Genomic DNA, 24,935 nt, shown 5'->3' with positions numbered 1-24,935 from the left:
GGCATGCCCATCCCGCGTCTGATCCCCCTTCTGCTCGCGCTCGGCAGCGGCACCGCCCTGGCGCAGAACCTGGTGGTCTGCACCGAAGCAAGCCCGGAAGGGTTCGACATCGTCCAGTACACTGGCGCGGTCACCGCCGATGCCAGCGGCCAGACCGTCTTCAATCGCCTGGCCGACTTCCGCCCCGGCACCACCGAAGTGGTGCCTTCGCTGGCGCAAAGCTGGGAGGTCAGCCCCGATGGGTTGACCTACACCTTCCACCTGCGCCCGGACGTGAAGTTCCATACCACCGACTACTTCAAGCCCACCCGCGCCCTCAACGCCGACGACGTGCTCTGGACCTTCCAGCGTCCGCTGGACCCGAAGCACCCCTGGCATGCATCGTCCGCACGCGGCTATGCCTACTTCGACGCCATGGGCATGCGCGAATTGATCAAGTCGGTGGAAAAGCTCGACGACCTCACCGTGCGCTTCACCCTGAACCACCCGGAGTCGCCGTTCCTGGCCGACATGGCGATGGACTTCGCCTCCATCTACTCGGCCGAGTACGGCGACCAGTTGCTGGCCGCCGGCAAGCAGGGCCAGCTCAACAACCTGCCCATCGGCACCGGGCCCTTCGTCTTCAACCGCTACGCCAAGGACGCCCAGGTTCGTTTCCGCGCCAACCCGGACTACTTCGGCGGCAAGCCGAAGATCGACAACCTGATCTTCGCCATCACCCCGGATTCCAATGTCCGACTACAGAAGATCCGCCGCAACGAGTGCCAGATCGCGCTCTACCCCAAACCGTCGGACGTGCCTGGCCTCGAACAGGACAAGAACCTGGCAGTGGACAGCATCGACGCGCTGCTCACCACCTATGTGGCCCTGAACACCCGGCACAAACCGCTGGACGACGTGCGAGTGCGCCAGGCCATCAATCTGGCGTTCGACAAGAAGGCCATGCTGGATGCCGTCTACGGGAATGGTGCGGCTACGCCGGCCATCAACCCGTACCCCGCCACCCTGCTGGGTTACAACAACGACATCCAGGACTGGCCGCACGATCCGGAGCGCGCCAGGGTGCTGCTCAAGGAAGCAGGCGTGGAGAATCTCAAGCTGACCCTGTTCACCCGCAACGGCAGCTCCTCGACCATCCCCAATGCGGCGCAAATGGCACAGATGCTGCAGTCGGATCTGGCCAAGGTAGGCATCACGCTGGAGATCCGCACCCTGGAATTCGGTGAGCTGATCAAGCGCATCAAGGCCGGCGAGCACGATCTCTCGCTCTATGGCGGCTGGGCCGGCGACAACGGCGACCCGGACAACTTCCTCTCGCCCAACCTGAGCTGTGCGGCGGCGAAATCAGGCGAAAACCATGCTTTCTGGTGCGATCAGGGCTTCGAATCGCTGATCCAGGAAGCTCGCCAGACCAGCGACAACGCAAAACGGGCGGAACTTTACAAAAAGGCGACATCCATATTCCACGAGCAGGCCCCATGGATTCCCCTGGCACATCCTAAGCTGTTCAATGTGCGCCGCAGCACTGTCTCGGGCTACACCATCAGCCCACTGACAAAAAACAACTTCGCCGACGTTCAGATCCAGTAACCGGCAAAGTCATAAGAAACCGGCGCCCGTCGTGATCCGACGGGTAGCCGCTCGGTGAGGAGCTCCCAACCACCATGCTCAGTTTCATCGCACGCCGATTCGGTCTGCTGATCCCGACCTTCTTCGGCGTCACTCTGCTGACCTTTGCACTGATCCGCCTGATTCCGGGCGACCCCGTGGAAGTGATGATGGGTGAACGCCGCGTCGATCCGCAGATGCATGCCGAGGCCATGCACCGCCTGGGGCTCGACAAGCCCCTCTATCAGCAGTACCTCGACTACGTCGGCAACCTCGCCCAAGGCAACCTCGGCGAGTCGCTGACTACCCGCGACAGCGTCTGGCACGAGTTCCTCACCCTGTTCCCCGCGACCCTCGAACTGTCCCTGGCCGCCCTGCTGTTCGCCGGCGTCTTCGGCCTGCTCGCCGGGGTAATCGCCGCCTTGAAGCGAGGCTCGCTGTTCGACCACGGGGTGATGACCATCTCCCTGGCCGGCTACTCGATGCCGATCTTCTGGTGGGGCCTGATCCTCATCATGCTGTTCTCCGTTTCCCTGGGCTGGACGCCGGTCTCCGGGCGCCTGGACCTGCTCTACGACATCGAGCCGAAAACCGGCTTCATGCTCATCGACACGCTGCTGTCGGATGAAGAAGGCGCCTTCATGGACGCCGTGCGCCACCTGATCCTGCCGGCCATCGTGCTGGGCACCATCCCGCTGGCTGTGATCGCCCGGATGACCCGCTCCTCGATGCTCGAAGTACTGCGCGAGGACTACGTGCGCACCGCCCGCGCCAAGGGCCTGTCGCCGGCCCGCGTGGTGTTCGTGCACGCCCTGCGCAACGCCATGATCCCGGTACTCACCGTGTTCGGCCTGCAGGTCGGCACGCTGCTGGCCGGTGCGGTGCTGACCGAGACCATCTTCTCCTGGCCCGGCATCGGCAAGTGGCTGATCGACGCCATCGGCCGCCGCGACTACCCGGTGGTGCAGAACGGCATCCTGCTGGTGGCAACCCTGGTGATCCTGGTGAACTTCATCGTGGACATCCTCTACGGCCTCGCCAACCCACGCATCCGTCATCAACGCTAACCGGAGCCGACGCCATGAATGCCAACGCCAAAGCTCCCGCCAGCGACCCGAGCCTGGTCTACCCGTCCCCGCTGAAAGAATTCTGGCATGCCTTCTCGCGCAACAAGGGCGCGGTCGGCGGCCTCCTGTTCATGCTGGTCATCGTGTTCTGCGCGCTGTTCGCGCCGTGGGTCGCGCCCCATGACCCAAGCGAGCAGTTCCGCGACTTCCTGCTCACCCCGCCGCTGTGGCTCGAAGGCGGCAACTCGCAGTTCCTGCTGGGCACCGACGAACTGGGCCGCGACCTGCTCTCGCGCCTGATGCACGGCGCGCGCCTGTCGCTGATGATCGGCCTGACCTCGGTGCTGATCTCGATGATCCCCGGCATCTTCCTCGGCCTGCTCGCCGGCTTCTCGCCGACCCGCCTGGGCCCGGTGATCATGCGCCTGATGGACATCATGCTGGCCCTGCCCTCGTTGCTGCTGGCGGTGGCCATCGTCGCCATCCTCGGCCCGGGCCTGATCAACACCGTGATCGCCATCGCCATCGTTTCGCTGCCGGCCTATGTGCGCCTGACCCGCGCCGCCGTGATGGGCGAGTTGAACCGCGACTACGTCACCGCCTCACGTCTGGCCGGTGCCGGCACCCTGCGTCTGATGTTCGTCACCGTGCTGCCCAACTGCATGGCGCCGCTGATCGTGCAGGCCACCCTGAGCTTCTCCTCGGCGATCCTCGACGCCGCCGCACTGGGCTTCCTCGGGTTGGGTGTACAGCCGCCGACGCCCGAGTGGGGCACCATGCTGGCCTCCGCGCGCGACTATATCGAGCGCGCCTGGTGGGTCGTCTCGCTGCCCGGCCTGACCATCCTGCTCAGCGTGCTGGCAATCAACCTGATGGGCGACGGCCTGCGCGATGCGCTGGACCCGAAGCTGAAGAACGCGGCGTGAGGACAGTGACCATGCACAGCCTCAAGATCGCCAACGACAACAAGAAAAGCCTGATGGAGACCGCCGTATGAGCCTCCTCGACCTCCGCAATCTTTCGGTCCGCTTCGGCGACCGCAACGCCGTCCCGGTGGTGGACGGCCTCGACCTCTCGGTGGACAAGGGTGAAGTCCTGGCCATCGTCGGCGAATCCGGCTCCGGCAAGTCGGTGACCATGATGGCCCTGATGGGCCTGATCGACGCCCCCGGCATCATCACCGCCGACACCATGCAGTTCGACGGCACCGACATGCTGCGCCTGAAGGGACGCGAGCGGCGGCGCATCGTCGGCAAGGACATCGCCATGGTCTTCCAGGACCCGATGACCGCCCTCAATCCCAGCTTCACCGTCGGCTACCAGATCGAGGAAGTGCTCAAGCTGCACCTCGGCCTGCGCGGCAAGGCCCTGCGCCAGCGCGCCCTGGAACTGCTCGAACGGGTGGAGATCCCCGGCGCCGCGCAGCGCCTGGATGCCTACCCGCACCAACTCTCTGGCGGCATGAGCCAGCGCGTCGCGATCGCCATGGCGATCGCCGGCGAGCCCAAGCTGCTGATCGCCGACGAGCCCACCACCGCGCTGGACGTGACCATCCAGGCGCAGATCATGGAGCTGCTGCTCAACCTGCAGCGCGACCAGGGGATGGCGCTGATCCTGATCACCCACGACCTCGCCGTGGTCGCCGAGACCGCCCAGCGCGTCTGCGTGATGTACGCGGGGCAGGCGGTGGAGATCGGCGAGGTGCCGGCGCTGTTCGACCTGCCGACGCACCCATACACCGAGGCGCTGCTCAAGGCGATCCCCGAGCACAGCGCCGGCGAGGAACGCCTGGCCACCCTGCCCGGCATCGTCCCCGGCAAGTACGACCGCCCGCAGGGCTGCCTGCTGTCGCCGCGCTGCCCCTACGTGCAGGACCACTGCCGCAGCGTGCGCCCTGCCCTCGAAGCCCATGAGCGCGGCGCCGTGCGCTGCTTCTACCCGCTCAATCTGAACACCGAGGTGGCCCGATGAGCGCCGTCCTGACCGCCCGCGACCTGACCCGTCACTATGAAATCTCCCAGGGCCTGTTCAAGCCGCACGCCCTGGTCCGCGCGCTGAACGGTGTGTCCTTCGACTTGCAGGCCGGCAAGACCCTCGCCGTGGTTGGCGAGTCCGGCTGCGGCAAATCCACCCTCGCCCGCGCGCTGACCCTGATCGAGGAACCCACTTCCGGTTCCCTGCAGATCGCCGGCCATGAGGTGAAAGGCGCCGACCACGACACCCGCAAGCAACTGCGCCGCGACGTGCAGATGGTCTTCCAGAACCCCTACGCCTCGCTCAACCCGCGGCAGAAGATCGGCGACCAGCTGGCCGAGCCTCTGGTCATCAACACCAGCCTGTCTCGCGCCGAACGCCGCGAGCGCGTGCAGGCGATGATGAAGCAGGTCGGCCTGCGCCCCGAGCACTACCAGCGCTACCCGCACATGTTCTCCGGCGGCCAGCGCCAGCGAATCGCCCTGGCCCGCGCCATGATGCTGCGGCCCAAGGTGCTGGTGGCAGACGAACCGACCTCGGCGCTGGACGTGTCGATCCAGGCGCAGGTGCTCAACCTGTTCATGGACCTGCAGCAGGAGTTCGGCACCGCCTACGTGTTCATCTCCCACAACCTCGCCGTGGTCCGCCACGTGGCCGACGACGTGCTGGTGATGTACCTCGGCCGCCCGGCGGAAATGGGCCCGGCGGACAAGCTCTACGAGCGCCCGCTGCACCCCTACACCCAGGCGCTGCTGTCGGCGACCCCGGCCATTCACCCCGATCCGGACAAGCCCAAGATCAAGATCCAGGGCGAACTCCCCAACCCACTCAATCCGCCCACCGGCTGCGCCTTCCACAAGCGCTGCCCGTATGCGACCGAGCGCTGCAAGACCGAGGTGCCGGAACTGCGCCTGCTTGATGAGCGCCAGGTGGCCTGCCACCATGCGGAGCAGTTCCTGAACTGATACGAAACGGGCCGGTCATAGACCGGCCCCTCTTTCGGAAACAGCTGCGTCCTACGACGCAGCCGGAACAGGCCTATCGCCTGATCCAGACAATCCCGCCAGGGTGGCACCCCGCCACTGCCTGCACGCCGTGGCCGTTATCCACAGGGCCACGATCCTCCATGCTGCTGTTCTACCTCCTGCTCATCCTCGTCACCGCCATCGTCGCCAACGTCCAGTTGCACAAGTGGAAGCGTCAGCGACGGATGGATGTGCGCGCGGCCGTGAAGTCGCGGAAGAAGCCAGCGGCGAAGAAGAAAGCGCCAGCGGAGGACGTCGAACTCGACGAAATCGACTGGGACGGTCTCGATCAGGAGGAGCTGGATTTCAGTGCGCCGCCCCCGCCAGCGCCAAAGCCACTGCCCGCGTCGGTTCCTGCCGCGGCTCTCACCCAGCCGCCGGCCGAGGCCAAATCGAAGGTCGAGCCCAAGGACGAATTCTTCGCCCTGGAACGCGCACTGCCACCGGGACAACTGACGGCCGCCCAGCGCGACGAAGCCATGGCGCAATTGCTCAAGACCAGCCTGCACCTCCCTACGCCGGAGCCCGGCGAAAAGCATGTGGTGCTGGACATGGACGACGGCAGCTACGTGCCGGTCGCCACGCACCCGGCAGCAGCGGCCATCGCCCTCGGGCATCTCGCCGAGAGCCTGCAACAGCGCAAGGGCGCGCAACTGCTGCGCGAGTTGCGCGGCAAGGACCTGGGCCTGCTGGTGGTCGCGCGCAATCCGCAGAAGCCCTCGGTGGCGCGGCTGTGGAAAATCCAGCCGGAAGACCTCTGATCCGCGCTTCTACAAATCGCGGATCAGCGCAAGGCGCACGCCGAAGCCCAGCAGGATGCCGCCGAAGCCCCACTGCTGAATGCGCTGCATCGTCCGGTGCCGCGCCAGCCAGCGGCCCATGCGCTCGCCGCTGACGGCGTAGAAGCTGTCGAACCCCAGCCCAACCACCACCAGCACGCCGCCCAACAGCGCGAACTGCAGCGCCAGCGGGCCGTTCTGCGGATGGATAAACTGCGGCAGCAGCACTGAACAGAACAGCAGCGCCTTGGGGTTGAGCAGATTGGTCAGCAGGCCCCGGCGAAATGCTCGTCGGTAGCTGACTGTAGATAACCCAGCCGAGCCGGTCGCCACCGGCAAACCCACCGGTGCGCGCAGCAGTTGCAGGCCAATCCACGCCAGATAGAGACCGCCGCCGATGCGCACGACATCGAAGGTCCAGGGCGCGGTGCGGAACAGCAGCGCCAGCCCTGTCGCCGCCAGCGCGACGTGGCAGCCACGGGCCAAGCCCAACCCCAGGGCTGTTGCCAGAGCCGCTCGGCAGCCCTCGCGGGCGCCGGTGTGCAGCAGGAGAATCATGTCCGGCCCCGGCAGCAGGTAGACCATCGCCAGGGCCAGCAGGAAGACGCCGATATCCACAAGAGCCACTCCGAAGAAGTCATTGCGGATAGGGATTCTATGCCTGAAGGACGAGGCAGGTGCTTGCGTATTCAGCCAGTCTGACACTAACAATTGGCATACTCTGCCAATCTCAAGCGTAAGCAGTAGCTACTCATGCCAAACCCGAAACTGGACGCCTACGACCACCGCATCCTCGCCGCCCTGCAGCGCGATGGCCGGCTGACCAACGTGCAGCTCGCCGAGGAGATCGGCCTGTCGCCCTCCCCCTGCCTGCGCCGGGTGCGCCTGCTTGAAGAGGCCGGGATGATTCGTGGCTACCACGCCGAGCTGGGCCGCGACGAAGTCGGCCTGGGGCTGACCGTGTTCGTCGGGGTGAAGGTGGAGCGCCATAGCGACACCAGCGCCGCCGCCTTTCGCCAGGCCGTGATCGACCTGCCGGAAGTCATCTCGGTGCACCTGGTCAGCGGCGAGTCGGACTTCCTCCTGCAAGTGGTACTGCCCGACCTGCGCGCCTATGAGCAGTTCCTCACCGGCACCCTGCTCAAGCTGCCGGGCGTCAGCGACATCCGCAGCAACTTCGCCATCCAGACGGTGAAGGAGTCGGCGCCCCTGCCGCTGCGCCACCTGCCGAAATAGCGAAGATTGCGCACGGGCGGCTGTGCGCCTATCATTCGCAGCCTTCCCATCCACCGACAGCAAAGGAGAGACATCATGCAAACACTGATCACCCTTTGCAGGTCGCGTCTGGCGTAATCGCTTCCCCGCCGCCCCTTTTGGCGGCACCGCATTGCCCGGCTCCGGCCTGCCCCCATCCTCTTTTTTCGTTTCATTCCTCTTGGGATTGGACAATGGGCAATTGCATCCAAAATCTGTCCGACGGCATCACCCTGATCGCCGCGGACGACACCTGGATCGAAGGTAAAGCGATCCAGCAACTTGAAACCACCGCCCGCCTGCCGGGCATGCAGCGTGTCGCCGGCATGCCGGACCTGCACCCCGGTCGTGGCTACCCGATCGGCGCGGCGTTCTTCTCCACCGGCCGCCTGTACCCGGCGCTGGTGGGCAACGACATCGGCTGCGGCATGGCGCTGTGGCGCACCGATATCGCCACCGCCAAACTGAACCTGGACAAGCTGGAGAAGCGCCTGGGCAACCTCGACGGTCCGCTGGACGATGACTGGAGCGAGCGCGTCGCAAGCTTCGGCCTGCCGCCCTGCGGCCACGAGCATTCGTTGGGCACCATCGGCGGCGGCAACCACTTCGCCGAGCTGCAGCAGCTCGATCAGCTCTACGACCAAGTCGCCGTCGAAGCCCTCGGCCTTGACCGTCGTCACCTGCTCCTGCTGGTGCACAGCGGCTCGCGTGGCCTGGGCGAAGCCATCCTGCGCGAGCAGGTCGATCGCTTCAGCCACCAGGGCCTGGAACAAGGCACCGACGACTGCGCTCACTACCTGGCTCGCCACGATGGCGCGCTGCGTTTCGCCGAAGCCAACCGCCAACTGATCGCCCTGCGCATGCTCGATCGCCTGCGGGCAGACGGTGCGCAGGTGCTTGACGTGAACCACAACCTCGTCAGCCCGGCGCAGGTCGAAGGCGTCGACGGCTGGCTGCATCGCAAGGGCGCGACGCCGGCGGATCGCGGGGTGATGGTCATCCCCGGTTCGCGCGGCGACTACAGCTACCTGGTGGAACCGGTCGCCGATCCGCGCAGCCTCTTCTCCCTCGCCCACGGCGCGGGGCGCAAGTGGATGCGCAGCGAGTGCAAGGACCGTCTGTCGGCGCGTTACCGCGTCGAGCAGCTGGCCCGTACTGCGCTGGGCAGCCGGGTGATCTGCGGCGATCGCGGGCTGATCTACGAGGAGGCGCCGGAGGCCTACAAGGCCATCGACTCGGTGGTCGGCGCGCTGCGTGAAGCGGGGCTGCTGCGGGTACTGGCGCGGCTGAAGCCGGTGCTGACCTACAAGACCCGCGGGGAGTGCTGCTGATGATCCTGCTGCAACTTTCCGCGGCCCAGGGGCCGGACGAATGCGCCCTGGCCGTGGCCAAGGCCCTGCAGCGCCTGCTGCGCGAGGCCGAGGCCAACGGTGTCGAGGTGCGCGTGATCGAGGAAGAAGCCGGCCCGCGCCGAGGCACCCTGCTCTCGGTGCTGCTGGCGCTGGAAGGCGGCTCAGCGGCCACGCTGGCCGAGGACTGGAGCGGCACCCTGCAATGGGTCTGCGCCAGCCCTTACCGGGCCAACCACGGGCGCAAGAACTGGTACTTCGGCGGCGCGGTGTTCAGCACGCCGCCGGCCAGCCTCGAAGGTGAAGTGCGCTTCGAAACTCTGCGCTCCTCCGGCCCCGGCGGGCAGCACGTCAACACCACCGACTCGGCGGTGCGCGCCACCCACATCGCCAGCGGCCTGAGCGTGAAGGTCCAGAGCGAACGCAGCCAGCACGCCAACAAGCGTCTGGCATTGCTGCTGATCGCCCGCAAGCTGGAGGAACGCGCGGAGCAGGCAAGCAGCGAACTGCGCGCCGAACGCCGGCTGGTGCATCACCACCTGGAGCGCGGCAATCCACGCCGGGTGTTTCGCGGTGAACGCTTCGAGGGCTGATGTCAGCCGCAGAAGAAGCGCAGGAACATGCGCAGGTCCGCCTGCGCACGTTCCACGCTTGCCGGGGCGAAGCGCACTTCGCTGTGCGCCGGGCATTGCGCCAGGCGGCCGATGTCCAGCGGGTGCAGCACGCCCAGCAGCGGGTAGCCGCCCATGCTCTGGCGGTCGGCCAGCAGGACGATCGGCTGGCCGTCCGGCGGCACCTGGATGGCGCCGTCCACTATTCCCAACGACCATTGCCGGCGAGGCGCGCTCAGCGCTTCGCCGCGCAGTCGCACCCCCATGCGATCGGACTGCGGGCTGACCTGCCAGCGCTGTTCGAAGAAGGCCTGGCGCTGTTCCTCGCTGAAGGCATCCGGGCCAGGCAGCACGCGCAGGGTCGGCACCTCGCGGTAGTCCGGCCGATAAGGCCAGGGCACGCTGGCACCGCGAGTGAAACGCTCGCCATAGGCGGCGCATTGGAGCAGATCGTCAGCGGCGAGCGGCTGTCCATTGCCGGCAAGACCGCCGAGTTTTTCCCGCATCTGGGTCGCGACGCTACCCAGTATCGGCTGCGCCGCGAAACCTCCGGCAGCGGCGAGATACCCCCGCAGCCCGGTACGGGCGAATCCCAGCTTAACGCGCTGCCCGGCCCTCACGCGAAAGCGCGACCAGCCCGGCAACGGCTTACCATCGAGCGTCGCCGGCAACTCGGCGCCCGCCAGTGCCAGCCAGGTGTCAGCCTGCACTTCCAGCTCCACTCCGCCCAGCGCGATTTCCAGCAACGGTACGCCCGGCCCGTTGCCGAGCAGGCGATTGGCCCAGGCCGCCGCGTGCTTGTCCACAGGGCCACCGGGCGATACGCCCAGGTGCTGCCAGCCCGGTCGGCCGCCATCCTGCAGCAGGCACAGCAGGCCGCAGGCCATGATTTTCAGGCTCATGGCTCGCCACCCGCCGCGCGATAAGCCGCCTCATCGATGGGCACGAAGCGCACGCGATCACCCACCGCCAGCGGGCATGGCGGCTGCCGGTGCGGATCGAACAGGCGTTGTGCGGTGCGCCCGAGGAGGTGCCAACCACCGGGCGAGGCCTGTGGATAAACTGCCGTCTGCCGCTCGGCGATTGCCAGGCTACCGGCCGGCACCTGCGTGCGTGGCGTGGCCCGGCGCGGCAGGGCGAGGCGTTGGTCCAGCTCACCGAGATAGGCGAAACCGGGGGCGAAACCGATGGCGCCGACGCGGTAGTCGCGGCCGGCGTGCAGGTCGATCACCTGGGACGTGCTGAGCCCGCAAAGACGGGCGATCTCCACAAAGTCCTCACCGGCGTACCACACGGCAATTTCAAACAGGCGCCCGGGGTCGTTCGCCAGGGCGTCGCCGGGCCAGTCCGCCAGCGCCGCTTGCACGCGGCTCTGCAATTGCGGGAGGTCGATGCGCAGCAGGTCGTAATGCAGCAACAGCGTGGTCCAGCCCGGCACACAATCCGTCAGCGCCGCGCCCAGCTCGGTGCGCAGGCGCTCGGCCAATCGGGCGATGCGCAACGGCAGTGCGTCGTCGGGCTGCTCGGCAAGGGTAATCAGCAGCGCCGTGGCACCGAAGGCTTCGACACGGATCATGCCTGGTCCAGCAGGCCACGCAGGCGCCGCAGCACCGCCAGGGATTCGGGGTTATCACCATGCACGCAGAGGCTGTCGGCGCGCAGGCGCAGCGGATTGCCGTCGATATCCGGGAAAGGCTCGCCACGGGCAATGGCCAGGGCCTGGTCGAGGATGCGCTGCGGCTCGTGGTGCACGGCATTGGGCAGCCGGCGCGGGGCAAGCTGACCATCAGGCAGGTAGGCACGATCGGCGAAGGCTTCGAACATCAGCGGTACATCGGCGGCGTCAGCCAGTTGCAGCTCGCGGTTGTTGTCGGCCAGGGCCAGCACCATCAGCGGCAGGCGCTTGCGGTAGGCGGCGCAGGCATCGAGCACCGCCGCGAGCAGCGCGTCATCGCGCACCAGGTCGTTGTACAGCGCGCCGTGGGGCTTCACGTAGGCCACCTGGGTGCCGGCGGCGCGGCAAAAGGCGTCCAGCGCACCGATCTGGTACAACACCAGGGCGTGGACTTCTTCGGGCGAACAGCTCATGTGCCGACGGCCGAAGCCGGCCAGGTCCGGGTAGGCGGGGTGCGCGCCGATGCTGACGCCCTGCTCCACCGCCAGGCGAACGGTGCGCTGCATGGTCAGCGGATCGCCCGCGTGGTAGCCACAAGCGAGGTTGGCCTGATCGATCAGCGGCATGGCATGGGTATCGTCGCCCATTCGCCAGGCGCCGAAGCTTTCGCCCATATCGCAGTTGAGCAGGATACGCGGGGTGGGCTCGATCATCGCTATCGCCGTCCTTCCAGATTTCCTACAGGTTAAAGCACCTGCAGGCCTTTGGCCTTCGGAGAATACTCAGTCACGCTCAGGAGGAGTACCATCCCGCCTCTAGACCCGTGGAAATCTCCCCCCGAATGATCAAAGCCGCCATCCTGGCCGCCTTCGGCCTGAGCATCGTTTATGTCCACCTGCGTGGGCGGGTGCGCCACAAATTCACGCGCCAGTTGAGCGACCACTCCAGCTTCCTGGCGCCGATCAATTGCCTGATGTACCTGTTCTCACGGGTGCCGAGCCAGCCGTACCTGGCGACCGATGAATTCCCCGAGATGCGCCTGCTTGCCGACAACTGGGAAGCCATCCGCAGCGAAGCCCTGCACCTGCGCGACGCCGGTAGCATCAAGCGTTCCGACCAGCTCAACGACGTGGGTTTCAACTCCTTCTTCAAGACCGGCTGGAAGCGCTTCTACCTGAAGTGGTACGACGACAGCCACCCGTCCGCCGACGCGCTGTGCCCGAAAACCACCGAGCTGCTGCGGCAGATTCCGTCGGTGAAGGCAGCGATGTTCGCCGAGCTGCCGCCGGGCTCCCGCCTGGTGCGCCACCGCGACCCCTATGCCGGTTCGCTGCGCTACCACCTGGGCCTGCTGACGCCGAATGACCCGGGCTGCTTCATCGAGGTGGACGGCGAGCGCTACCACTGGCGCGACGGCGAGGCGGTGGTGTTCGATGAGACCTATATCCACTACGCCGAGAACACCACGGATCACGACCGGGTGATCCTCTTCTGCGATATCGAGCGGCCGCTGAAATACGGCTGGGTGACGGCGTTCAATCGCTGGTTCAGTCGCAACGTGATGGCCGCAGCGGCCTCGCCCAACGACGCGGGCGACAAGACCGGGGGCATCAACCGCGCTTTCGCTTCGCTGTACAAGATCCGCCTGCATGGCAAGGCCCTGAAGAAGCGCAACCGCAAGCTGTACTACCTGCAGAAGTGGGGCTTCTTCGCAGCGGTGCTGGCATTGTTCTTGTGGATATGAGCCGCTTGTGGCTATGAGCTGCGTCTGAAATCAAAAAGGCCTCCGCATTCGCGGGGGCCTTTTCGCTTGAGCTGATGACTTCGCAGGGCGTACAACCGTTCAGTTGTACGCCCTGCGGGCCTTGCCGGTGGCGCGGGCATGACCCACTCCTACGAAGAGCCGGTCGGGGCTCGCTTCGGCTCAGTAAACATCGCGGCGGTAGCGCCCGCTCTCCAGCAGAGCCTCGACCTCGGCGTCACCCAGCATCTCGCGCAGGGTGCGGTCGACGCCTTCGGCCATGCCCTGCAGGCTACCGCAGACGTAGATCGCCGCGCCGTCGTCGAGCCACTGGGCGAGGACTTCGCCGCTGGCACGCAGGCGGTCCTGCACGTAGAGCTTTTCGGCCTGGTCGCGGGAGAAGGCGACATCCAGGCGTTGCAGTTCGCCGCGCGCCAGCAGGCCTTCCAGTTCCTCGCGGCAGTAGAAGTCGTGGGCGATGTTGCGCTCGCCGAACAACAACCAGTTACGCGACCGGCCCTCGGCCACGCTCGCCTGCAGCAGTGCGCGCAGGCCGGCGATACCGGTGCCGTTGCCGATCAGGATCAGCGGGCGATCCTCCTCGGTCAGGTGGAAGCTGCGGTTGCGCCGCAGGCGCAGCAGCAGGCTGCCGCCCTCGGGCAGGTACTCGGTCAGCCAGCCGGAACAGATGCCCAGCGAGCCGTCGGCGTGCTGCTCCTGGCGGACGATCAGCTCCAGGGCGCCTGCGCTGCGCAACGAGGCGATGGAGTACTGGCGCACCGAGAGCTTGATCAGCGCGTCGTAAACCGCCTGGCCATGCTGGCCGACCAGGTGCTCGAGGTTGCCCGGCAGCAGGCAGCCGGCCAGGGCGTCCTTCAGCGGCAGGGCCAGGCCATCCACTTGCACCTTGGCAGCACCATCGAGGCCGAGGCGCTCGAGCCAGCGGGCGACGAGGAAGTCCGGTTGGCGCGGAACGATTTCCACGAGGTCGCCGGCAGCCCAGTCGATCTGCGAATCGTTCGGCGCGGTGAGGCGCAGCAGCCAGGTGGATTCGCCCTGGCTGCCGGGGTTGAGGTGTTCGCGACCGCTCAGCGTCCAGACCTCGAAAGCTGGTGCAGTGAACGCCACTTGCGGCGCGGCGCCGGAGAGCTCCGCCAGACGGACCTGCCAGTCGTGCAGCGCAGCGGCATCACCGTTGTCCACTTCCACGCCGTCGAACAGCGGGCGCGCACCCTGCCCTTGCAGCCAGCCCTGCATGCGTCGGGCGAAACCGCAGAAGTGTTCGTACTGGCGGTCGCCCAGGGCCAGGATGGCGAAGCGCAGGTCATTGAGGCCGAGGGTCTGGCCCAGCAGTTGGCGTTCGAAGCTACGGGCGCTGTCCGGTGCCTCGCCTTCGCCAAAGGTGCTGACCACGAACAGCGCGTTGCGGGTCTGCTCCAGCTGCGCGCGATCCAGCTTGCCCAGTGGCTCGACACGCACCGGCAAACCGGCGGCCTGCAACTGGCCGGCGCTCTGCCACGCCAGTTGCTCGGCGAAGCCGCTCTGGCTGGCATAGCCCACCAGCCAGGAGTCGGCGCCAGCGGCGTTGCTGCCCAGTTCACCACGGGCGGCCTGCGCGGCGCGCTTCTTGCGGCGGCGGTCGAGGTAGAGCAGCCAGCCGGTGATGAAGAACAGCGGCATGGCGAGGCTCGCGAGCATCATCAGGATGCGCCCGGTAAGGCCGAAGTAGCTGCCCACGTGCAGGGCGTAGACGCTGGTGAGCAGTTGCTTGCCGGCGCTGCTGTCGTTGTAGCGGCGGTGCTTGAGCAGCTTGCCGCTGGCCGGGTCGATGGTCATCTCGTTGAAGGCGCGTTCGTGGGCGGCATCATCGAGGAGGTAGAACACAGTGGCCGGCTGGCCCTTCACCGGCGGCAGGCGCAGGTTGTAGGCGGTCATGTTGGGGCCGCCGGTCTGCGCGACGGTGTTCCAGATGGCCGTGGCATCCACCACCGGCGGCGGGCCCTCGGGCGCCGGGCCACGTTTGCCGCCGCGCTGGCCGGCAGGGGCGTCGTCGAGCAGCTTGAACAGGCCGTTGCGGTACCACTCGTAGGACCAGTACAGGCCGGTCAGCGAGGCCAGGAGGTAGAACACCAGGCACCAGGTGCCGGCGACGGCGTGCAGGTCCCAGTTGAAGGCGCGGCCCTTCTTGCGCCAGTCGAAGGTCAGCCAGGTGCGCCAGTTCAGCGCCTTGCGCGGCCAGCGCAGGTACAGGCCGGAGAGGCAGAAGAACACTAGGATCAGGGTGCAGGCGGCCGTGATCCGCTGGCCGACTTCGCCGGCGGCGAGGAAACGGTGCAGCTGCATGATGAACATGAAGGCGCCCTCGCCCACTGGCGCGGGCAGAGCTTGCGCGGTGTACGGGTCGACATAGCGCGATTCGCCCCGGCGCTGGCCCGGCGGCGGGGTGAAGAAAATGCGCGCGGACTCCACGCCCTCGGTCTTCAGCCAGAGGAAGGAAACCTTCCTGCCCGGCTCGGCGCTCTCCACCCGGCGGATCAGTTCGTCCATCGGCAGCACGGCTTCGGCGCGCTTTTCCACCACCAGGCTCTCGGGGTTAATGGCGCGCAGGATTTCATCCTGGAACGACAGCATCGCCCCGGTGATGCCCATCAGCGCCAGCACCAGACCTGCGCTGATACCGAACAGCCAATGCAACTGGAACAGGACTTTCTTCAACACCGCGGCTTCACCTTCGCAGACCCTTCACGCAGGGCGGGCATTTTAATGAGAATGGCTCGCAAGCGCAGCCGATTTAACAATCTTTACCCTGGCCTTACCTTTGCCGAACGGGAGCCAGCCCCGGACAAAGAAAAGCCCCGGCCGAGGAGCATCGGCCGGGGCGGGGCGCCAGAGGTGCGCGCCCCAACGGAAGGAGCTCGTTCTCAGAAGTGGACGTTGACACCCAGCAGCGCGGTGCGACCAGGGGCCACGTGGGCCATGTGGGTGCTGAAGACCTGGTCGAAGTAGCGCTTGTCGGTCAGGTTCTGCACGTTGAGCTGCAGGTCGACGTTCTTACTGATCACGTACTTGGCCATGGCGTCGTAGCGCCAGTAGGACGGGATCATGGTGCTGTTGGCGGTGTTGCCGTACTGCTCGTCGACGTAGGTGGCGCCGCCGCCCACGGTGAAGTTCTGCAGCACGTCGTAGGTCGACCAGAGGGTGAAGTTGTTCTGTGCGGTCTGTGGCATGCGGTTGCCTTCGTCGCTGGCCACGCTGGACTTGAGGATCTCGCTGTCCAGGTAGGTGTAGCCGCCGAAGACTTTCCACTTGGGCGTCAGCGCGCCGCTGAAGCCCAGCTCGACGCCCTGCACACGCTGCTCGCCATCGAGCACCTGCACGGTGGAGTCATCCGGCGAGGCAACACGGGCGTTGGTCTTGTCGGTGCGGAAGATCGCTGCATTGAGCGACAGCGCTTCGTCGAAGAACGCCCACTTGGTGCCGATCTCGTAGTTGCGGTTGCGTTCCGGATCGAGGTTGGTGTTGGCCAGGGCCAGGTCGCCACCGCCTTCACCGGCAGTCTCGCCGCTGGGGTTGCTGGAAGTGGACCAGGCGGCGTAGACGCTGCCGTTGGGCGCCGGCTTGTAGACCACGCCGAGCTGGTAGTTCCAGAAGTGCGAGTTGTTCTGGCGGTCGAAATCGCCGGCGGGCGAGCCGCGGCCCCCGGTGGAATAACCGCTGGAGCGGGTCTCGAAGTCGTCGTAGCGCAGGCCGAGGTTGAGGTCCCACTGCTCGCTGAGCTTGAGGGTATCGAACACATAGGCCGAGGCGGTCTTGGTGTCGGTGTCGGTAAAGGCGGCGCTGTCGGTGATGCTGCCGGTCCAGTGGTCGCCCGGGGTCGGCTTGTTCAGGCTGGTGCAGTCGCCGCTGGCGATCAGCGATGGCGTGCAGATGTTGCCACTGCCGCCGCCCGGAGTGATCACGTACGGGCGGTTGTGCACGTCCTCGTAGCTGAACTCCATACCGGTCACCAGGGTGTGGCCGACGAAGCCGGTGTCGAAGGTGGACTTCAGGTCAGTCTGGTTGACCCAGCCCTTGGAGGTGGAGTTGCGGTTCTTCGAGGAGCGATAGACCAGGCCGTTGGCGACGTTGCCGCGACTGTCGTCGGGGTTGGTGACGATGTAGTCGAGGGTGGTGCGCACCAGGCGGAAGCTGTTGGACAGGGTCAGGTTGTCGTTCAGGTCGTGCTCGATCCGGAAGGTCCCGGTATCGGTGGTGCTCTTGCGATAGTCGCGGTCGTTCAGGCCGTAGAAGTTGCTCTTGTCCACGGACACCGGCTTGCTCGGGTTGCGCTCGCTGCGCCCGGTGAGGGTCAGCGGGATGCCGTAGTCGGGCATGTCGTCGGTGGACAGGTGGTAGTAGGACAGCGTCGCACGGGTCGGCGTGTTGAAGCCGAAGGTGATGGTCGGCGCGACGCCCCAGCGGCTGACATTCACCTCGTCGCGGCCGGCGACGTTGGCATCGTGCTTCATCAGGTTCAGGCGGAAGGCCGCGTTGTCGCCCAGCATGTGGTTGACGTCGAGGGTGGTGCGGCGGGTCTGGTCGGTGCCCAGCACGACGCTGGCGTCGTTGAAGTCGGCCTGCTTGGCGGTCTTGCTGATCAGGTTCAGGCTGCCACCGGTGGAGCCGGCGCCGGTGTAGGCGGAACCCGGGCCCTTGCTCACTTCGATCTGCTCGATGTTGAAGATTTCGCGGGTCTGCGAGGCGACGTCGCGCATGCCGTCGAGGAAGGTGTCGCTCTCGGCGTTGAAGCCGCGGATGAACGGGCGATCACCCGCCGGGTTGCCACCCTCGCCTGCCCCGAAGGTGATACCGGGCGTAGTGCGCAACGCATCCTGCAGGGTCAGCGCACCGGTATCCTTGATCACCTGCTGCGGAATCACGGTGACGGTCTTGGGCGTATCCAGCAGCGGCGCGGTGTACTTCTCGTTGGAGGACTTCTCGACGTTGTAGGTGGTCGGGTCCTGCTGCTGCGTGCCGACGACGGTGTCGGCGTCCAGGGACAGCACGTCCTGGCCGGACTTCTTCGGCGCTTCGTCAGCATGGGCCAGTTGAGCGCCTGACATGGCGGTGATCGCCACGCCGACAGCGCTGACTAGAAGGCGCGGCTTGCTGCCGGCGAACTCGGTGGATTGACGCGACATCGAAACTCCCTCCCCAGGGGTTCATGAAGGCCGCGCAATTTATTGCAACTGAGAATTTGTATCAATTCACATTCATTACCATACGCACATGATTTACAACTTTTACACTTTCTCCCTGTCGGAAGTAGGGGTATGCCGGTTGTACCGATATGTTGCAAATCATTATCATTGGCAAATTATCGAATCTGATGGAACCGGCCCATGCTGCTGCACATTCCCGGCGTCTTCACCCGCGATGAGGTGACGCGCATCCGCGCCGCCCTGGAACAGGCCGAGTGGGCCGACGGCAAGGTCACCGCCGGTTACCAGTCGTCCCGCGCCAAGCACAACCTGCAACTGCCGCAGGACCACCCGCTGGCCCGCGAGATCGGCGAAGCCATGCTGCAGCGCCTGTGGAGCAACCCGCTGTTCCAGTCGGCCGCGCTGCCGAGCAAGGTGTTCCCGCCGCTGTTCAACTGCTATACCAGCGGCGGCTCGTTCGACTTCCACATCGACAACGCCGTGCGCGACACCCAGGGCGGCCGCGAGCGAGTGCGCACCGACGTGTCCTCGACGCTGTTCTTCAGCGACCCGGAGGACTACGACGGCGGCGAACTGGTGATTCAGGACACCTACGGCACCCAGCAGGTCAAGCTGCCGGCCGGCGACCTGGTGCTTTACCCCGCCACCAGCCTGCACAAGGTCAACCCGGTGACCCGTGGGGCGCGCATCGCCTCGTTCTTCTGGACCCAGAGCCTGGTGCGCGAGGACAGCCAGCGCGCCCTGCTGTTCCAGATGGACCAGTCGATCCAGGCGCTGACCCGCGACGTGCCGGACCATCCGGCGCTGATCGAGCTGACCGGCACCTACCACAACCTGCTGCGCCGTTGGGTGGACGTCTGACCCGCCATGAGTTTCATCCTGCGTCGCACTGAAGAAATCAACGTCGAAGACCTCACCGGCCAGCTCGCCGATGACCCGCGACAGACCGCCCGCCTCATCGTGACCGGCGCCCGCGAGGGTGACCTCGAAGCCCAGGCGCTGCTCGGGCAGATCCTCCTCGACGGCCACGGCATCGAGCAGGACGTCAGCCTTGCCCTGACCTGGTTCGGCATCGCCGCCGAACGCGGCCACGCCATGGCGCGCAACATGCTCGGGCGCTGCCTGGAGCATGGTTGGGGCTGCGCGAAGGACGAGGCCGGCGCCGCCCGTCATTACGCCATCGCTGCGCAGCAGAAACTCGATTGGGCGATGTACAACCTCGCCAACCTGCTCTCCACCGGCCGTGGCGTGGAACGCGACGACGCCCGCGCACTGGCGCTGTACCAGAGCGCAGCGACGCTGGGTCACGCCAAGTCGATGAACCTGGTCGGTCGCTTCCACGAGGAGGGCCTGGTGGTGCCGCGCGACCTGGATACCGCGCGCCAGTGGTACCGCCGGTCGGCCGAGGCCGGTGACTTCCGTGGTCAGTTCAGCCACGCCTCGGTGCTCGCCGAGCGCGGCGACCTGCCAGCCGCGCGCATCTGGCTGGAGCGCGCGCTGGAAGGCGGCAACCTCAACTTCCTGCGCGTGGCCCGCCACCAGCTCGCCGCCTCCATGCCGCCGAGCCTGCGCGAGCTGACCCTGGCCTACTTCCAGCGCGCCGCCGAACTGGGCGACGAGTCGGACCTGCATCACCTCGCCGCGCAGATGGGCGTCGCCTGACGCCCCTTGACGTAATTTTCACGCCACCCCTGCTAGCTTTGCCGGCTAACCTGGCTGCCGGAGCGTTCGGCAGCCGCCACGTAACGACGAGGCGCAAGTGTCGAACACCACATCCCCCGTAGCGCGCAAACGCGTGGACTGGGCCGCCCTGGGCTGGCTCCTGCTGTTCTTCTGGTACTTCTCCGGCGTTACCCAGGCGCTGATCCTGTTCAGCGGCACCACTGGCTTTGCCGGCTTCCGCGACGCGTTCTTCCTCAGCAGCCTGTGGCTCGCACCGCCGCTGCTGCTGCCGCGCTTCACCAGGGGTATTGCCGCCGTCATCGGCCTGGTGCTCTGGGGCGCCTCGCTGGTGGGCCTGAGCTACTTCGGCATCTACAAGCAGGAGTTCTCGCAGAGCGTCATCTTCGTGATGTTCGAGTCGAACACCGCCGAAGCCGGCGAGTACTTCAGCCAGTACTTCAGCCTCTGGCTGTGCCTGGCGCTGCTGGCCTACAGCGTGGTCGCCGTGGTGCTGTGGAAGCGCATCCGCCCGATCAGCATGCCGGCCTATGCCCGCGTGCCACTGGCCGTGCTGCTGGTCGTGCTGAACCTGTTCTACCCCTTCTACAAGCAGATGGTCACCCAGGAGCGCACCTTCGCCCAGGCGGTGGAAAAGGTGCAGTCGCGCATGGAGCCGGCGGTACCGTGGCAGTTGGTGGTCGGCTACGTCCAGTACCGCCAGCAGCTGGACAACATGCAGAAGCTGCTGCAACAGAACGCCTCGCTGCCGCCCCTGCAGAACCTCAAGGACAGCAGCGGCAACGAGCCGCGCACCCTGGTCCTCGTGCTGGGCGAATCCACCACCCGCCAGCACATGCACCTGCACGGCTACGGCCGCGACACCACGCCGAACCTCGACGCCCTCGCCGCCAGCGGCCAGGGCCTGACCGTGTTCCAGAATGTGGTCGCGCCGCGCCCCTACACCATCGAGGTGATGCAGCAGATCCTCACCTTCGGTGATGAACAGAACCCCGACAGGTTCCTCACAGATCCGTCGCTGATCAATCTGATGAAACAGGCAGGCTACAAGACCTTCTGGATCACCAACCAGCAGACGATGACCAAGCGCAACACCATGCTCACCACCTTCTCCCAGCAGACGGACGAGCAGGCGTACCTGAACAACCAGCGCAACCAGAACGCCAGCCAGTACGACGGCGTGGTGCTGGACCCGTTCGAGAAGGCCCTGAAGGACCCGGCGCAGAAGAAGTTCATCGTGGTCCACCTGCTGGGCACGCACATGGACTACCGCTACCGCTACCCGGAAGAGTTCGCCCACTTCAAGGACCGCCAGGGCGTGCCTTCGGCGCTGTCGGATGACCAGGTGGAGACCTACAACTTCTACGACAACGCGGTGCGCTACAACGACTTCGTGGTGTCGAGCCTGATCAAGCGCTATTCGGCCGCCAACGCCAACGGCTTCATGCTTTACCTCTCCGATCACGGCGAGGAAGTCTACAGTTCGGGCAACCACGACCGTCTGGGCCGCAACGAGATGGACCCGACCCGGCCGATGTACACCATTCCGTTCATGGTCTGGACCTCGCCGAGCTGGCAGGCCGAACACCCGCGCGACTTGCAGGCAGTGGCCAACCGCTCGTACAGCAGCTCGCACCTGATCCACACCCTGTCGGACCTCGCCGGCCTGAGCTACGACCGTTACGAACCGGCCAAGAGCCTGGTGAACGAGCAGTTCGCCGCCGCCCCGCGCTGGATCGGCGACCCGTACAAGAAGGACGGTCTGCACGAGTTCGACAAGCTGCCGCAGGACAAGGCCGCGCCGGAACAGGAAATCGCCAAGGACGCCAAGGCTCCCGCCACGGCCCAGGCTCCGGTGCAGACGCAACCCAAGGAGGGTTGAGTCTCCCGTGATGCGATGAAACGCCCCGCTCCTGCGGGGCGTTTTTCATTCGGCCCCACCCATGGACTCAATCTGCAGGATCGCCCCATGGGCGCGATCGCTGACATGGCTCGCTCCGACAACAGTGCGTAGCGGATTCAGTCCATCGCCCGTCCACGCCGTCAGAAAAGAAAAAGCCCCGCATCAGCGGGGCTCTTTCAGGGCAGCATGGCTTACAGGTAGAAGGCCTTCAGCGGCGGGAAACCGTTGAATTCCACCGCACTGTAGCTGGTGGTGTAGGCGCCGGTGGACAGCCAGTACAGGCGGTCACCAGCAGCCAGGTTCAGGGGCAGGCCGTACTTGTAGTGCTCGTACATGATGTCCGCGCTGTCGCAGGTCGGACCAGCGATCACCACTTCCTCCAGCTCGCCCGCCTTCTCCACGTGGATCGGGAACTTGATGGACTCGTCCATGGTTTCAATCAGGCCGGAGAACTTGCCCACATCGGTGAACACCCAGCGCTCGACGGCGGTACGCGACTTGCGCGCCACCAGCACGACTTCACTGACCAGGATGCCGGCGTTGGCGATCAGCGAGCGGCCCGGCTCCAGGATGATTTCCGGCAGTTCGTCGCCGAAGTCTTCCTTGAGGAAACGGATGATTTCTTCCGCGTAGGTTTCCAGGCTGTTGGTCTTGGCGATGTAGTTGGCCGGGAACCCGCCGCCCATGTTGATCAGCTTCAGCTCGATGCCGTCCTCTTCCTTCAGGCGCTCGAAGATGACCTTCACCTTGGCAATCGCCGCGTCCCACACACCAATGTCGCGCTGCTGCGAACCGACGTGGAAGGACACGCCGTAGGGCACCAGGCCCAGGTCGCGGGCCAGTACCAGCAGGTCCATGGCCATGTCCGACTGGCAGCCGAACTTGCGCGACAGCGGCCAGTCAGCCGAGGTGGAGCCTTCGGTGAGGATACGCACGTAGACCTTGGAGCCCGGCGCGGCCTTGGCGATGTTGCGCAGGTCAGCTTCGGAGTCGGTGGCGAACAGGCGCACGCCCTTATCAAAGAAGTAGCGAATGTCGCGGGCTTTCTTGATGGTGTTGCCGTAGCTGATCTGCTCGGCGCGCACGCCGGTCTTCATCACCTTGTCCAGCTCATAGATGGAAGCGATGTCGAAGTTCGAACCCTTGTCGCGCAGCAACTCGGTGATCTCGGTGGCCGGGTTGGCCTTCACCGCGTAATAGATCTTGGCGAACGGGAAGCAGCCGGTCAGCTGGTCGTAGGCATCAGCGATGGTCTGCTTGTCGATGACGACGAAGGGGGTTTCCTGCTTGTCGGCAAACGCCTTCATACGCTGGAAGGTTTCGGGGGCGAAGTAATCCTCGACCTTGATGGACATGGTTGGGACTCCAAATGGCAGAACAGGTTATTCGTAGGGGTGAAGCTGAACGTCGAATCCGTTTCCCCACTTTGGTTCGCCTACTTCCCAAGGCATGTCGCCGAGTATCACCGGTACCGGTCAATGGAGCCGGTGCCTCTCGTCGTCAGTACTTGAGCCGGATGGATCGTTTCCAGCATGGACGTTCGGGCGCGAACTTTAGGACCTGAAGTCCCTGAGTTCAACCCTGAATTGCCGCTTTTTCGCATCCCTTTGTCGCACTGCCGGTTGACTGTTTTGGATACTCAACAAAATGCACGGAATACCGCACAGAACGGGGCTTTCGACGCGTTTCTGCATCATCGTCCTACTGAGTTAACGACCGGTGACAGAGGGGGGAGTTCAGCTGTTTGGGATGGGTGGTGCGGGAGGGGATTTTTCGGGAATTTCGGAGCGGGGGCCATCCCCTCACCCCTGCCCTCTCCCAAAGGGAGAGGGGGTAATCCGAGCAGGCCGGAAGTTTGTCGCAGATGGACAGGCTGACGCTGGCCTGGCAACAAACCGCGGACGGTCCCCTCTCCCTCCGGGAGAGGGTTAGGGTGAGGGGCACGTGCCCGCTGGAAATATCAGGAAGCCTGAGCAACCTCCGCCGGCGACACGATGTTGGTCTTGCGCCCACGCGAGCGGCCCGAGCTCAGGTAATCGGCGATCGACTCCTGCGTCACCTCGCCGAGGAACTGCCCCTCGGCATCCAGCACCGGCAGCCACGAGCTGTTGAACTCGTACATGCGCGACAACAGGATGCGCAGGTGCTCGTCGTGGCTGGCGGTCACGCGGAATTCGTTGAGGAAGTCGCTGCACGCGCCTTCCTTGCGGCGCATGTCCTTGCGACGTACGTAGCCCAGCCCCTTGCCGTTGGCGTCGACCACCACCAGGTAGCGGCGGTCGTCTTCCTCCATCTTCTCCAGCGCTTCGGCGACGCTGGTCTGCGGGTTGGCGGTGACGATGCTGCTGTCGGCGGCATCCTCGGCACGCACCAGCAGCAGACGCTTCAGGGTACTGTCCTGGCCGGTGAAGGCGCTGACGAACTCGTCCGCCGGGTGCGCCAGCAGGGTGTCCGGGTGATCGTACTGGAGGAGCCGGCCGCTCTTGAACACCGCCACCTTGTCGCCCAGCTTGATCGCCTCGTCGATGTCGTGGCTGACCATGATGACGGTCATGCCCAGCTTGCGCTGCAACTCGAAGAACTCGTTCTGGATCGACTCGCGGTTGATCGGGTCCACCGCGCCGAACGGCTCGTCCATCAGCAGCAGCGGCGCGTCGGCCGCCAGTGCGCGGATCACGCCGATACGCTGTTGCTGCCCACCGGACAATTCACGCGGGTAGCGCGACAGATACTGCTTGGGCTCGAGCTTGACCATGGCCATCAGCTCGCGCGCTTTCTCCTTGCACTTCTGCTTGTCCCAGCCGAGCAGGCGCGGCACGACCATGATGTTTTCCTCGATGGTCATGTTGGGGAACAGGCCGATCTGCTGGATCACGTAGCCGATCTGCCGGCGCAGGGTCACCTCGTCCAGTTCGGCGGTGTCCTGGCCGTCGATCAGCACGCGCCCGGAGGTGGGCTGGATGATCCGGTTGATCATCTTCAGCGTGGTGGTCTTGCCGCAGCCAGAGGGGCCGAGGAACACGCAGATCTCACCCTTCTCCACAGTCAGGCTGACCTTGTCCACGGCACGGAATTCCTTGCCGTCCTTGAGGGTGAAGGTCTTGGTCAGTTGGTCGAGTTCGATCATG

At 65.6% G+C, this 24,935-nt stretch carries 21 protein-coding genes; 13 read left to right on the top strand and 8 right to left on the bottom strand.

Translation table 11 applies throughout. The features are described from left to right. The first annotated feature begins 3 nt into the window (after positions 1-3). The 6 genes from IB275_RS05325 to IB275_RS05300 all read left to right on the top strand — a co-directional run bounded on the left by IB275_RS05325 (position 4) and on the right by IB275_RS05300 (position 6,435). Positions 4-1,590 (top strand): ABC transporter substrate-binding protein, encoded by a 1,587-nt coding sequence (locus IB275_RS05325; protein WP_192290073.1) that lies wholly within the window; start codon positions 4-6, stop codon positions 1,588-1,590. A 74-nt stretch (positions 1,591-1,664) separates the two neighbouring features. Beyond that, a complete protein-coding gene (locus IB275_RS05320) occupies positions 1,665-2,675 on the top strand; it encodes an ABC transporter permease subunit (RefSeq protein WP_045209546.1) in 1,011 nt (336 codons plus the stop codon). 14 nt (positions 2,676-2,689) lie between these two features. Beyond that, positions 2,690-3,601 (top strand): ABC transporter permease subunit, encoded by a 912-nt coding sequence (locus IB275_RS05315; RefSeq protein WP_081517424.1) that lies wholly within the window; start codon positions 2,690-2,692, stop codon positions 3,599-3,601. A 67-nt stretch (positions 3,602-3,668) separates the two neighbouring features. Continuing rightward, a complete protein-coding gene (locus tag IB275_RS05310; RefSeq protein WP_192290074.1) occupies positions 3,669-4,646 on the top strand; it encodes an ABC transporter ATP-binding protein in 978 nt (325 codons plus the stop codon). Further along, positions 4,643-5,614, top strand: a complete 972-nt coding sequence (locus IB275_RS05305; protein WP_151189449.1) for a peptide ABC transporter ATP-binding protein — start codon at positions 4,643-4,645, stop codon at positions 5,612-5,614. Before IB275_RS05310 ends, IB275_RS05305 begins: the two co-directional genes overlap by 4 nt. 161 nt (positions 5,615-5,775) lie before the next feature. Continuing rightward, positions 5,776-6,435, top strand: coding sequence for a hypothetical protein (locus IB275_RS05300; protein WP_192290076.1), 660 nt, complete (start codon positions 5,776-5,778; stop codon positions 6,433-6,435). Between the two features lie 9 nt (positions 6,436-6,444). Here IB275_RS05300 and IB275_RS05295 read toward each other — a convergent pair whose 3' ends face one another. After that, positions 6,445-7,071 (bottom strand): LysE family translocator, encoded by a 627-nt coding sequence (locus tag IB275_RS05295; RefSeq protein ID WP_192290078.1) that lies wholly within the window; start codon positions 7,069-7,071, stop codon positions 6,445-6,447. Between the two features lie 135 nt (positions 7,072-7,206). Between IB275_RS05295 and IB275_RS05290 the strand changes: the two genes are divergently transcribed. The 3 genes from IB275_RS05290 to prfH all read left to right on the top strand — a co-directional run bounded on the left by IB275_RS05290 (position 7,207) and on the right by prfH (position 9,649). Beyond that, positions 7,207-7,689: an Lrp/AsnC family transcriptional regulator gene (locus IB275_RS05290; protein ID WP_045209541.1), complete on the top strand. Its 483-nt coding sequence runs from the start codon at positions 7,207-7,209 to the stop codon at positions 7,687-7,689. A 212-nt stretch (positions 7,690-7,901) separates the two neighbouring features. Continuing rightward, on the top strand, positions 7,902-9,038 hold the full coding sequence (locus IB275_RS05285; RefSeq protein ID WP_192290080.1) for an RNA ligase RtcB family protein: 1,137 nt from the start codon (positions 7,902-7,904) through the stop codon (positions 9,036-9,038). Then, on the top strand, positions 9,038-9,649 hold the full coding sequence (gene prfH, locus IB275_RS05280) for a peptide chain release factor H (protein WP_192290082.1): 612 nt from the start codon (positions 9,038-9,040) through the stop codon (positions 9,647-9,649). Before IB275_RS05285 ends, prfH begins: the two co-directional genes overlap by 1 nt. Positions 9,650-9,651: 2 nt before the next feature. Here the strand turns inward: prfH and IB275_RS05275 are convergent, their stop codons facing one another. The 3 genes from IB275_RS05275 to IB275_RS05265 are packed head-to-tail and all read right to left on the bottom strand — an operon-like array spanning position 9,652 to position 11,995. Next, on the bottom strand, positions 9,652-10,569 hold the full coding sequence (locus IB275_RS05275; RefSeq protein ID WP_192290084.1) for a 5-oxoprolinase subunit C family protein: 918 nt from the start codon (positions 10,567-10,569) through the stop codon (positions 9,652-9,654). Next, positions 10,566-11,243, bottom strand: a complete 678-nt coding sequence (gene pxpB / locus IB275_RS05270) for a 5-oxoprolinase subunit PxpB (protein ID WP_192290086.1) — start codon at positions 11,241-11,243, stop codon at positions 10,566-10,568. The genes IB275_RS05275 and pxpB overlap by 4 nt, the downstream gene beginning before the upstream one ends. Further along, complete coding sequence (locus tag IB275_RS05265; protein ID WP_192290088.1) at positions 11,240-11,995, bottom strand: 5-oxoprolinase subunit PxpA; 756 nt, start codon at positions 11,993-11,995, stop codon at positions 11,240-11,242. Before IB275_RS05265 ends, pxpB begins: the two co-directional genes overlap by 4 nt. Before the next feature lie 131 nt (positions 11,996-12,126). On the opposite strand from IB275_RS05265, the gene lpxO reads away from it, so the two are divergent. After that, a complete protein-coding gene (gene lpxO / locus IB275_RS05260; protein ID WP_138212927.1) occupies positions 12,127-13,026 on the top strand; it encodes a lipid A hydroxylase LpxO in 900 nt (299 codons plus the stop codon). A 180-nt stretch (positions 13,027-13,206) separates the two neighbouring features. Here the strand turns inward: lpxO and IB275_RS05255 are convergent, their stop codons facing one another. Next, a complete protein-coding gene (locus IB275_RS05255) occupies positions 13,207-15,738 on the bottom strand; it encodes a sulfite reductase flavoprotein subunit alpha (RefSeq protein ID WP_225607830.1) in 2,532 nt (843 codons plus the stop codon). Positions 15,739-15,944: 206 nt separating this feature from the next. Next, a complete protein-coding gene (locus IB275_RS05250; RefSeq protein ID WP_151189441.1) occupies positions 15,945-18,203 on the bottom strand; it encodes a TonB-dependent receptor in 2,259 nt (752 codons plus the stop codon). Between the two features lie 201 nt (positions 18,204-18,404). Here IB275_RS05250 and IB275_RS05245 point away from each other — a divergent pair, with 201 nt between their 5' ends. From IB275_RS05245 to IB275_RS05235, 3 genes are all read left to right on the top strand, one after another. Then, a complete protein-coding gene (locus tag IB275_RS05245; protein ID WP_192290092.1) occupies positions 18,405-19,085 on the top strand; it encodes a Fe2+-dependent dioxygenase in 681 nt (226 codons plus the stop codon). A gap of 6 nt (positions 19,086-19,091) precedes the next feature. Beyond that, positions 19,092-19,886 (top strand): tetratricopeptide repeat protein, encoded by a 795-nt coding sequence (locus IB275_RS05240; protein WP_192290094.1) that lies wholly within the window; start codon positions 19,092-19,094, stop codon positions 19,884-19,886. A gap of 97 nt (positions 19,887-19,983) precedes the next feature. Further along, positions 19,984-21,786, top strand: a complete 1,803-nt coding sequence (locus tag IB275_RS05235) for a phosphoethanolamine transferase CptA (RefSeq protein ID WP_192290096.1) — start codon at positions 19,984-19,986, stop codon at positions 21,784-21,786. Between the two features lie 212 nt (positions 21,787-21,998). Here the strand turns inward: IB275_RS05235 and IB275_RS05230 are convergent, their stop codons facing one another. Together IB275_RS05230 and IB275_RS05225 are read right to left on the bottom strand one after the other, a co-directional pair. Next, complete coding sequence (locus IB275_RS05230; protein WP_192290098.1) at positions 21,999-23,162, bottom strand: type III PLP-dependent enzyme; 1,164 nt, start codon at positions 23,160-23,162, stop codon at positions 21,999-22,001. Between the two features lie 605 nt (positions 23,163-23,767). Continuing rightward, positions 23,768-24,934, bottom strand: a complete 1,167-nt coding sequence (locus IB275_RS05225) for an osmoprotectant ABC transporter ATP-binding protein OsmV (protein WP_138212232.1) — start codon at positions 24,932-24,934, stop codon at positions 23,768-23,770. Between the last annotated feature and the right edge of the window lies 1 nt (position 24,935).

Origin of the sequence: Pseudomonas sp. PDM21 (assembly GCF_014852505.2) — a bacterium.
GTDB lineage: Bacteria > Pseudomonadota > Gammaproteobacteria > Pseudomonadales > Pseudomonadaceae > Pseudomonas.
This window is presented reverse-complemented; position numbering and strand designations above follow the sequence as displayed.

Excerpts from the sequence above, each read along its gene's own strand:
- IB275_RS05250 (WP_151189441.1), bottom strand. The coding sequence starts at position 18,203 with ATGTCGCGTCAATCCACCGAGTTCGCCGGCAGCAAGCCGCGCCTTCTA.
- IB275_RS05320 (WP_045209546.1), top strand. The coding sequence starts at position 1,665 with ATGCTCAGTTTCATCGCACGCCGATTCGGTCTGCTGATCCCGACCTTC.
- IB275_RS05265 (WP_192290088.1), bottom strand. The coding sequence starts at position 11,995 with ATGATCGAGCCCACCCCGCGTATCCTGCTCAACTGCGATATGGGCGAA.
- IB275_RS05225 (WP_138212232.1), bottom strand. The coding sequence starts at position 24,934 with ATGATCGAACTCGACCAACTGACCAAGACCTTCACCCTCAAGGACGGC.
- IB275_RS05290 (WP_045209541.1), top strand. The coding sequence starts at position 7,207 with ATGCCAAACCCGAAACTGGACGCCTACGACCACCGCATCCTCGCCGCC.
- IB275_RS05315 (WP_081517424.1), top strand. The coding sequence starts at position 2,690 with ATGAATGCCAACGCCAAAGCTCCCGCCAGCGACCCGAGCCTGGTCTAC.
- IB275_RS05325 (WP_192290073.1), top strand. The coding sequence starts at position 4 with ATGCCCATCCCGCGTCTGATCCCCCTTCTGCTCGCGCTCGGCAGCGGC.
- IB275_RS05305 (WP_151189449.1), top strand. The coding sequence starts at position 4,643 with ATGAGCGCCGTCCTGACCGCCCGCGACCTGACCCGTCACTATGAAATC.
- IB275_RS05230 (WP_192290098.1), bottom strand. The coding sequence starts at position 23,162 with ATGTCCATCAAGGTCGAGGATTACTTCGCCCCCGAAACCTTCCAGCGT.
- IB275_RS05300 (WP_192290076.1), top strand. The coding sequence starts at position 5,776 with ATGCTGCTGTTCTACCTCCTGCTCATCCTCGTCACCGCCATCGTCGCC.
- pxpB (WP_192290086.1), bottom strand. The coding sequence starts at position 11,243 with ATGATCCGTGTCGAAGCCTTCGGTGCCACGGCGCTGCTGATTACCCTT.
- IB275_RS05245 (WP_192290092.1), top strand. The coding sequence starts at position 18,405 with ATGCTGCTGCACATTCCCGGCGTCTTCACCCGCGATGAGGTGACGCGC.
- prfH (WP_192290082.1), top strand. The coding sequence starts at position 9,038 with ATGATCCTGCTGCAACTTTCCGCGGCCCAGGGGCCGGACGAATGCGCC.
- IB275_RS05275 (WP_192290084.1), bottom strand. The coding sequence starts at position 10,569 with ATGAGCCTGAAAATCATGGCCTGCGGCCTGCTGTGCCTGCTGCAGGAT.
- IB275_RS05285 (WP_192290080.1), top strand. The coding sequence starts at position 7,902 with ATGGGCAATTGCATCCAAAATCTGTCCGACGGCATCACCCTGATCGCC.
- IB275_RS05240 (WP_192290094.1), top strand. The coding sequence starts at position 19,092 with ATGAGTTTCATCCTGCGTCGCACTGAAGAAATCAACGTCGAAGACCTC.
- IB275_RS05310 (WP_192290074.1), top strand. The coding sequence starts at position 3,669 with ATGAGCCTCCTCGACCTCCGCAATCTTTCGGTCCGCTTCGGCGACCGC.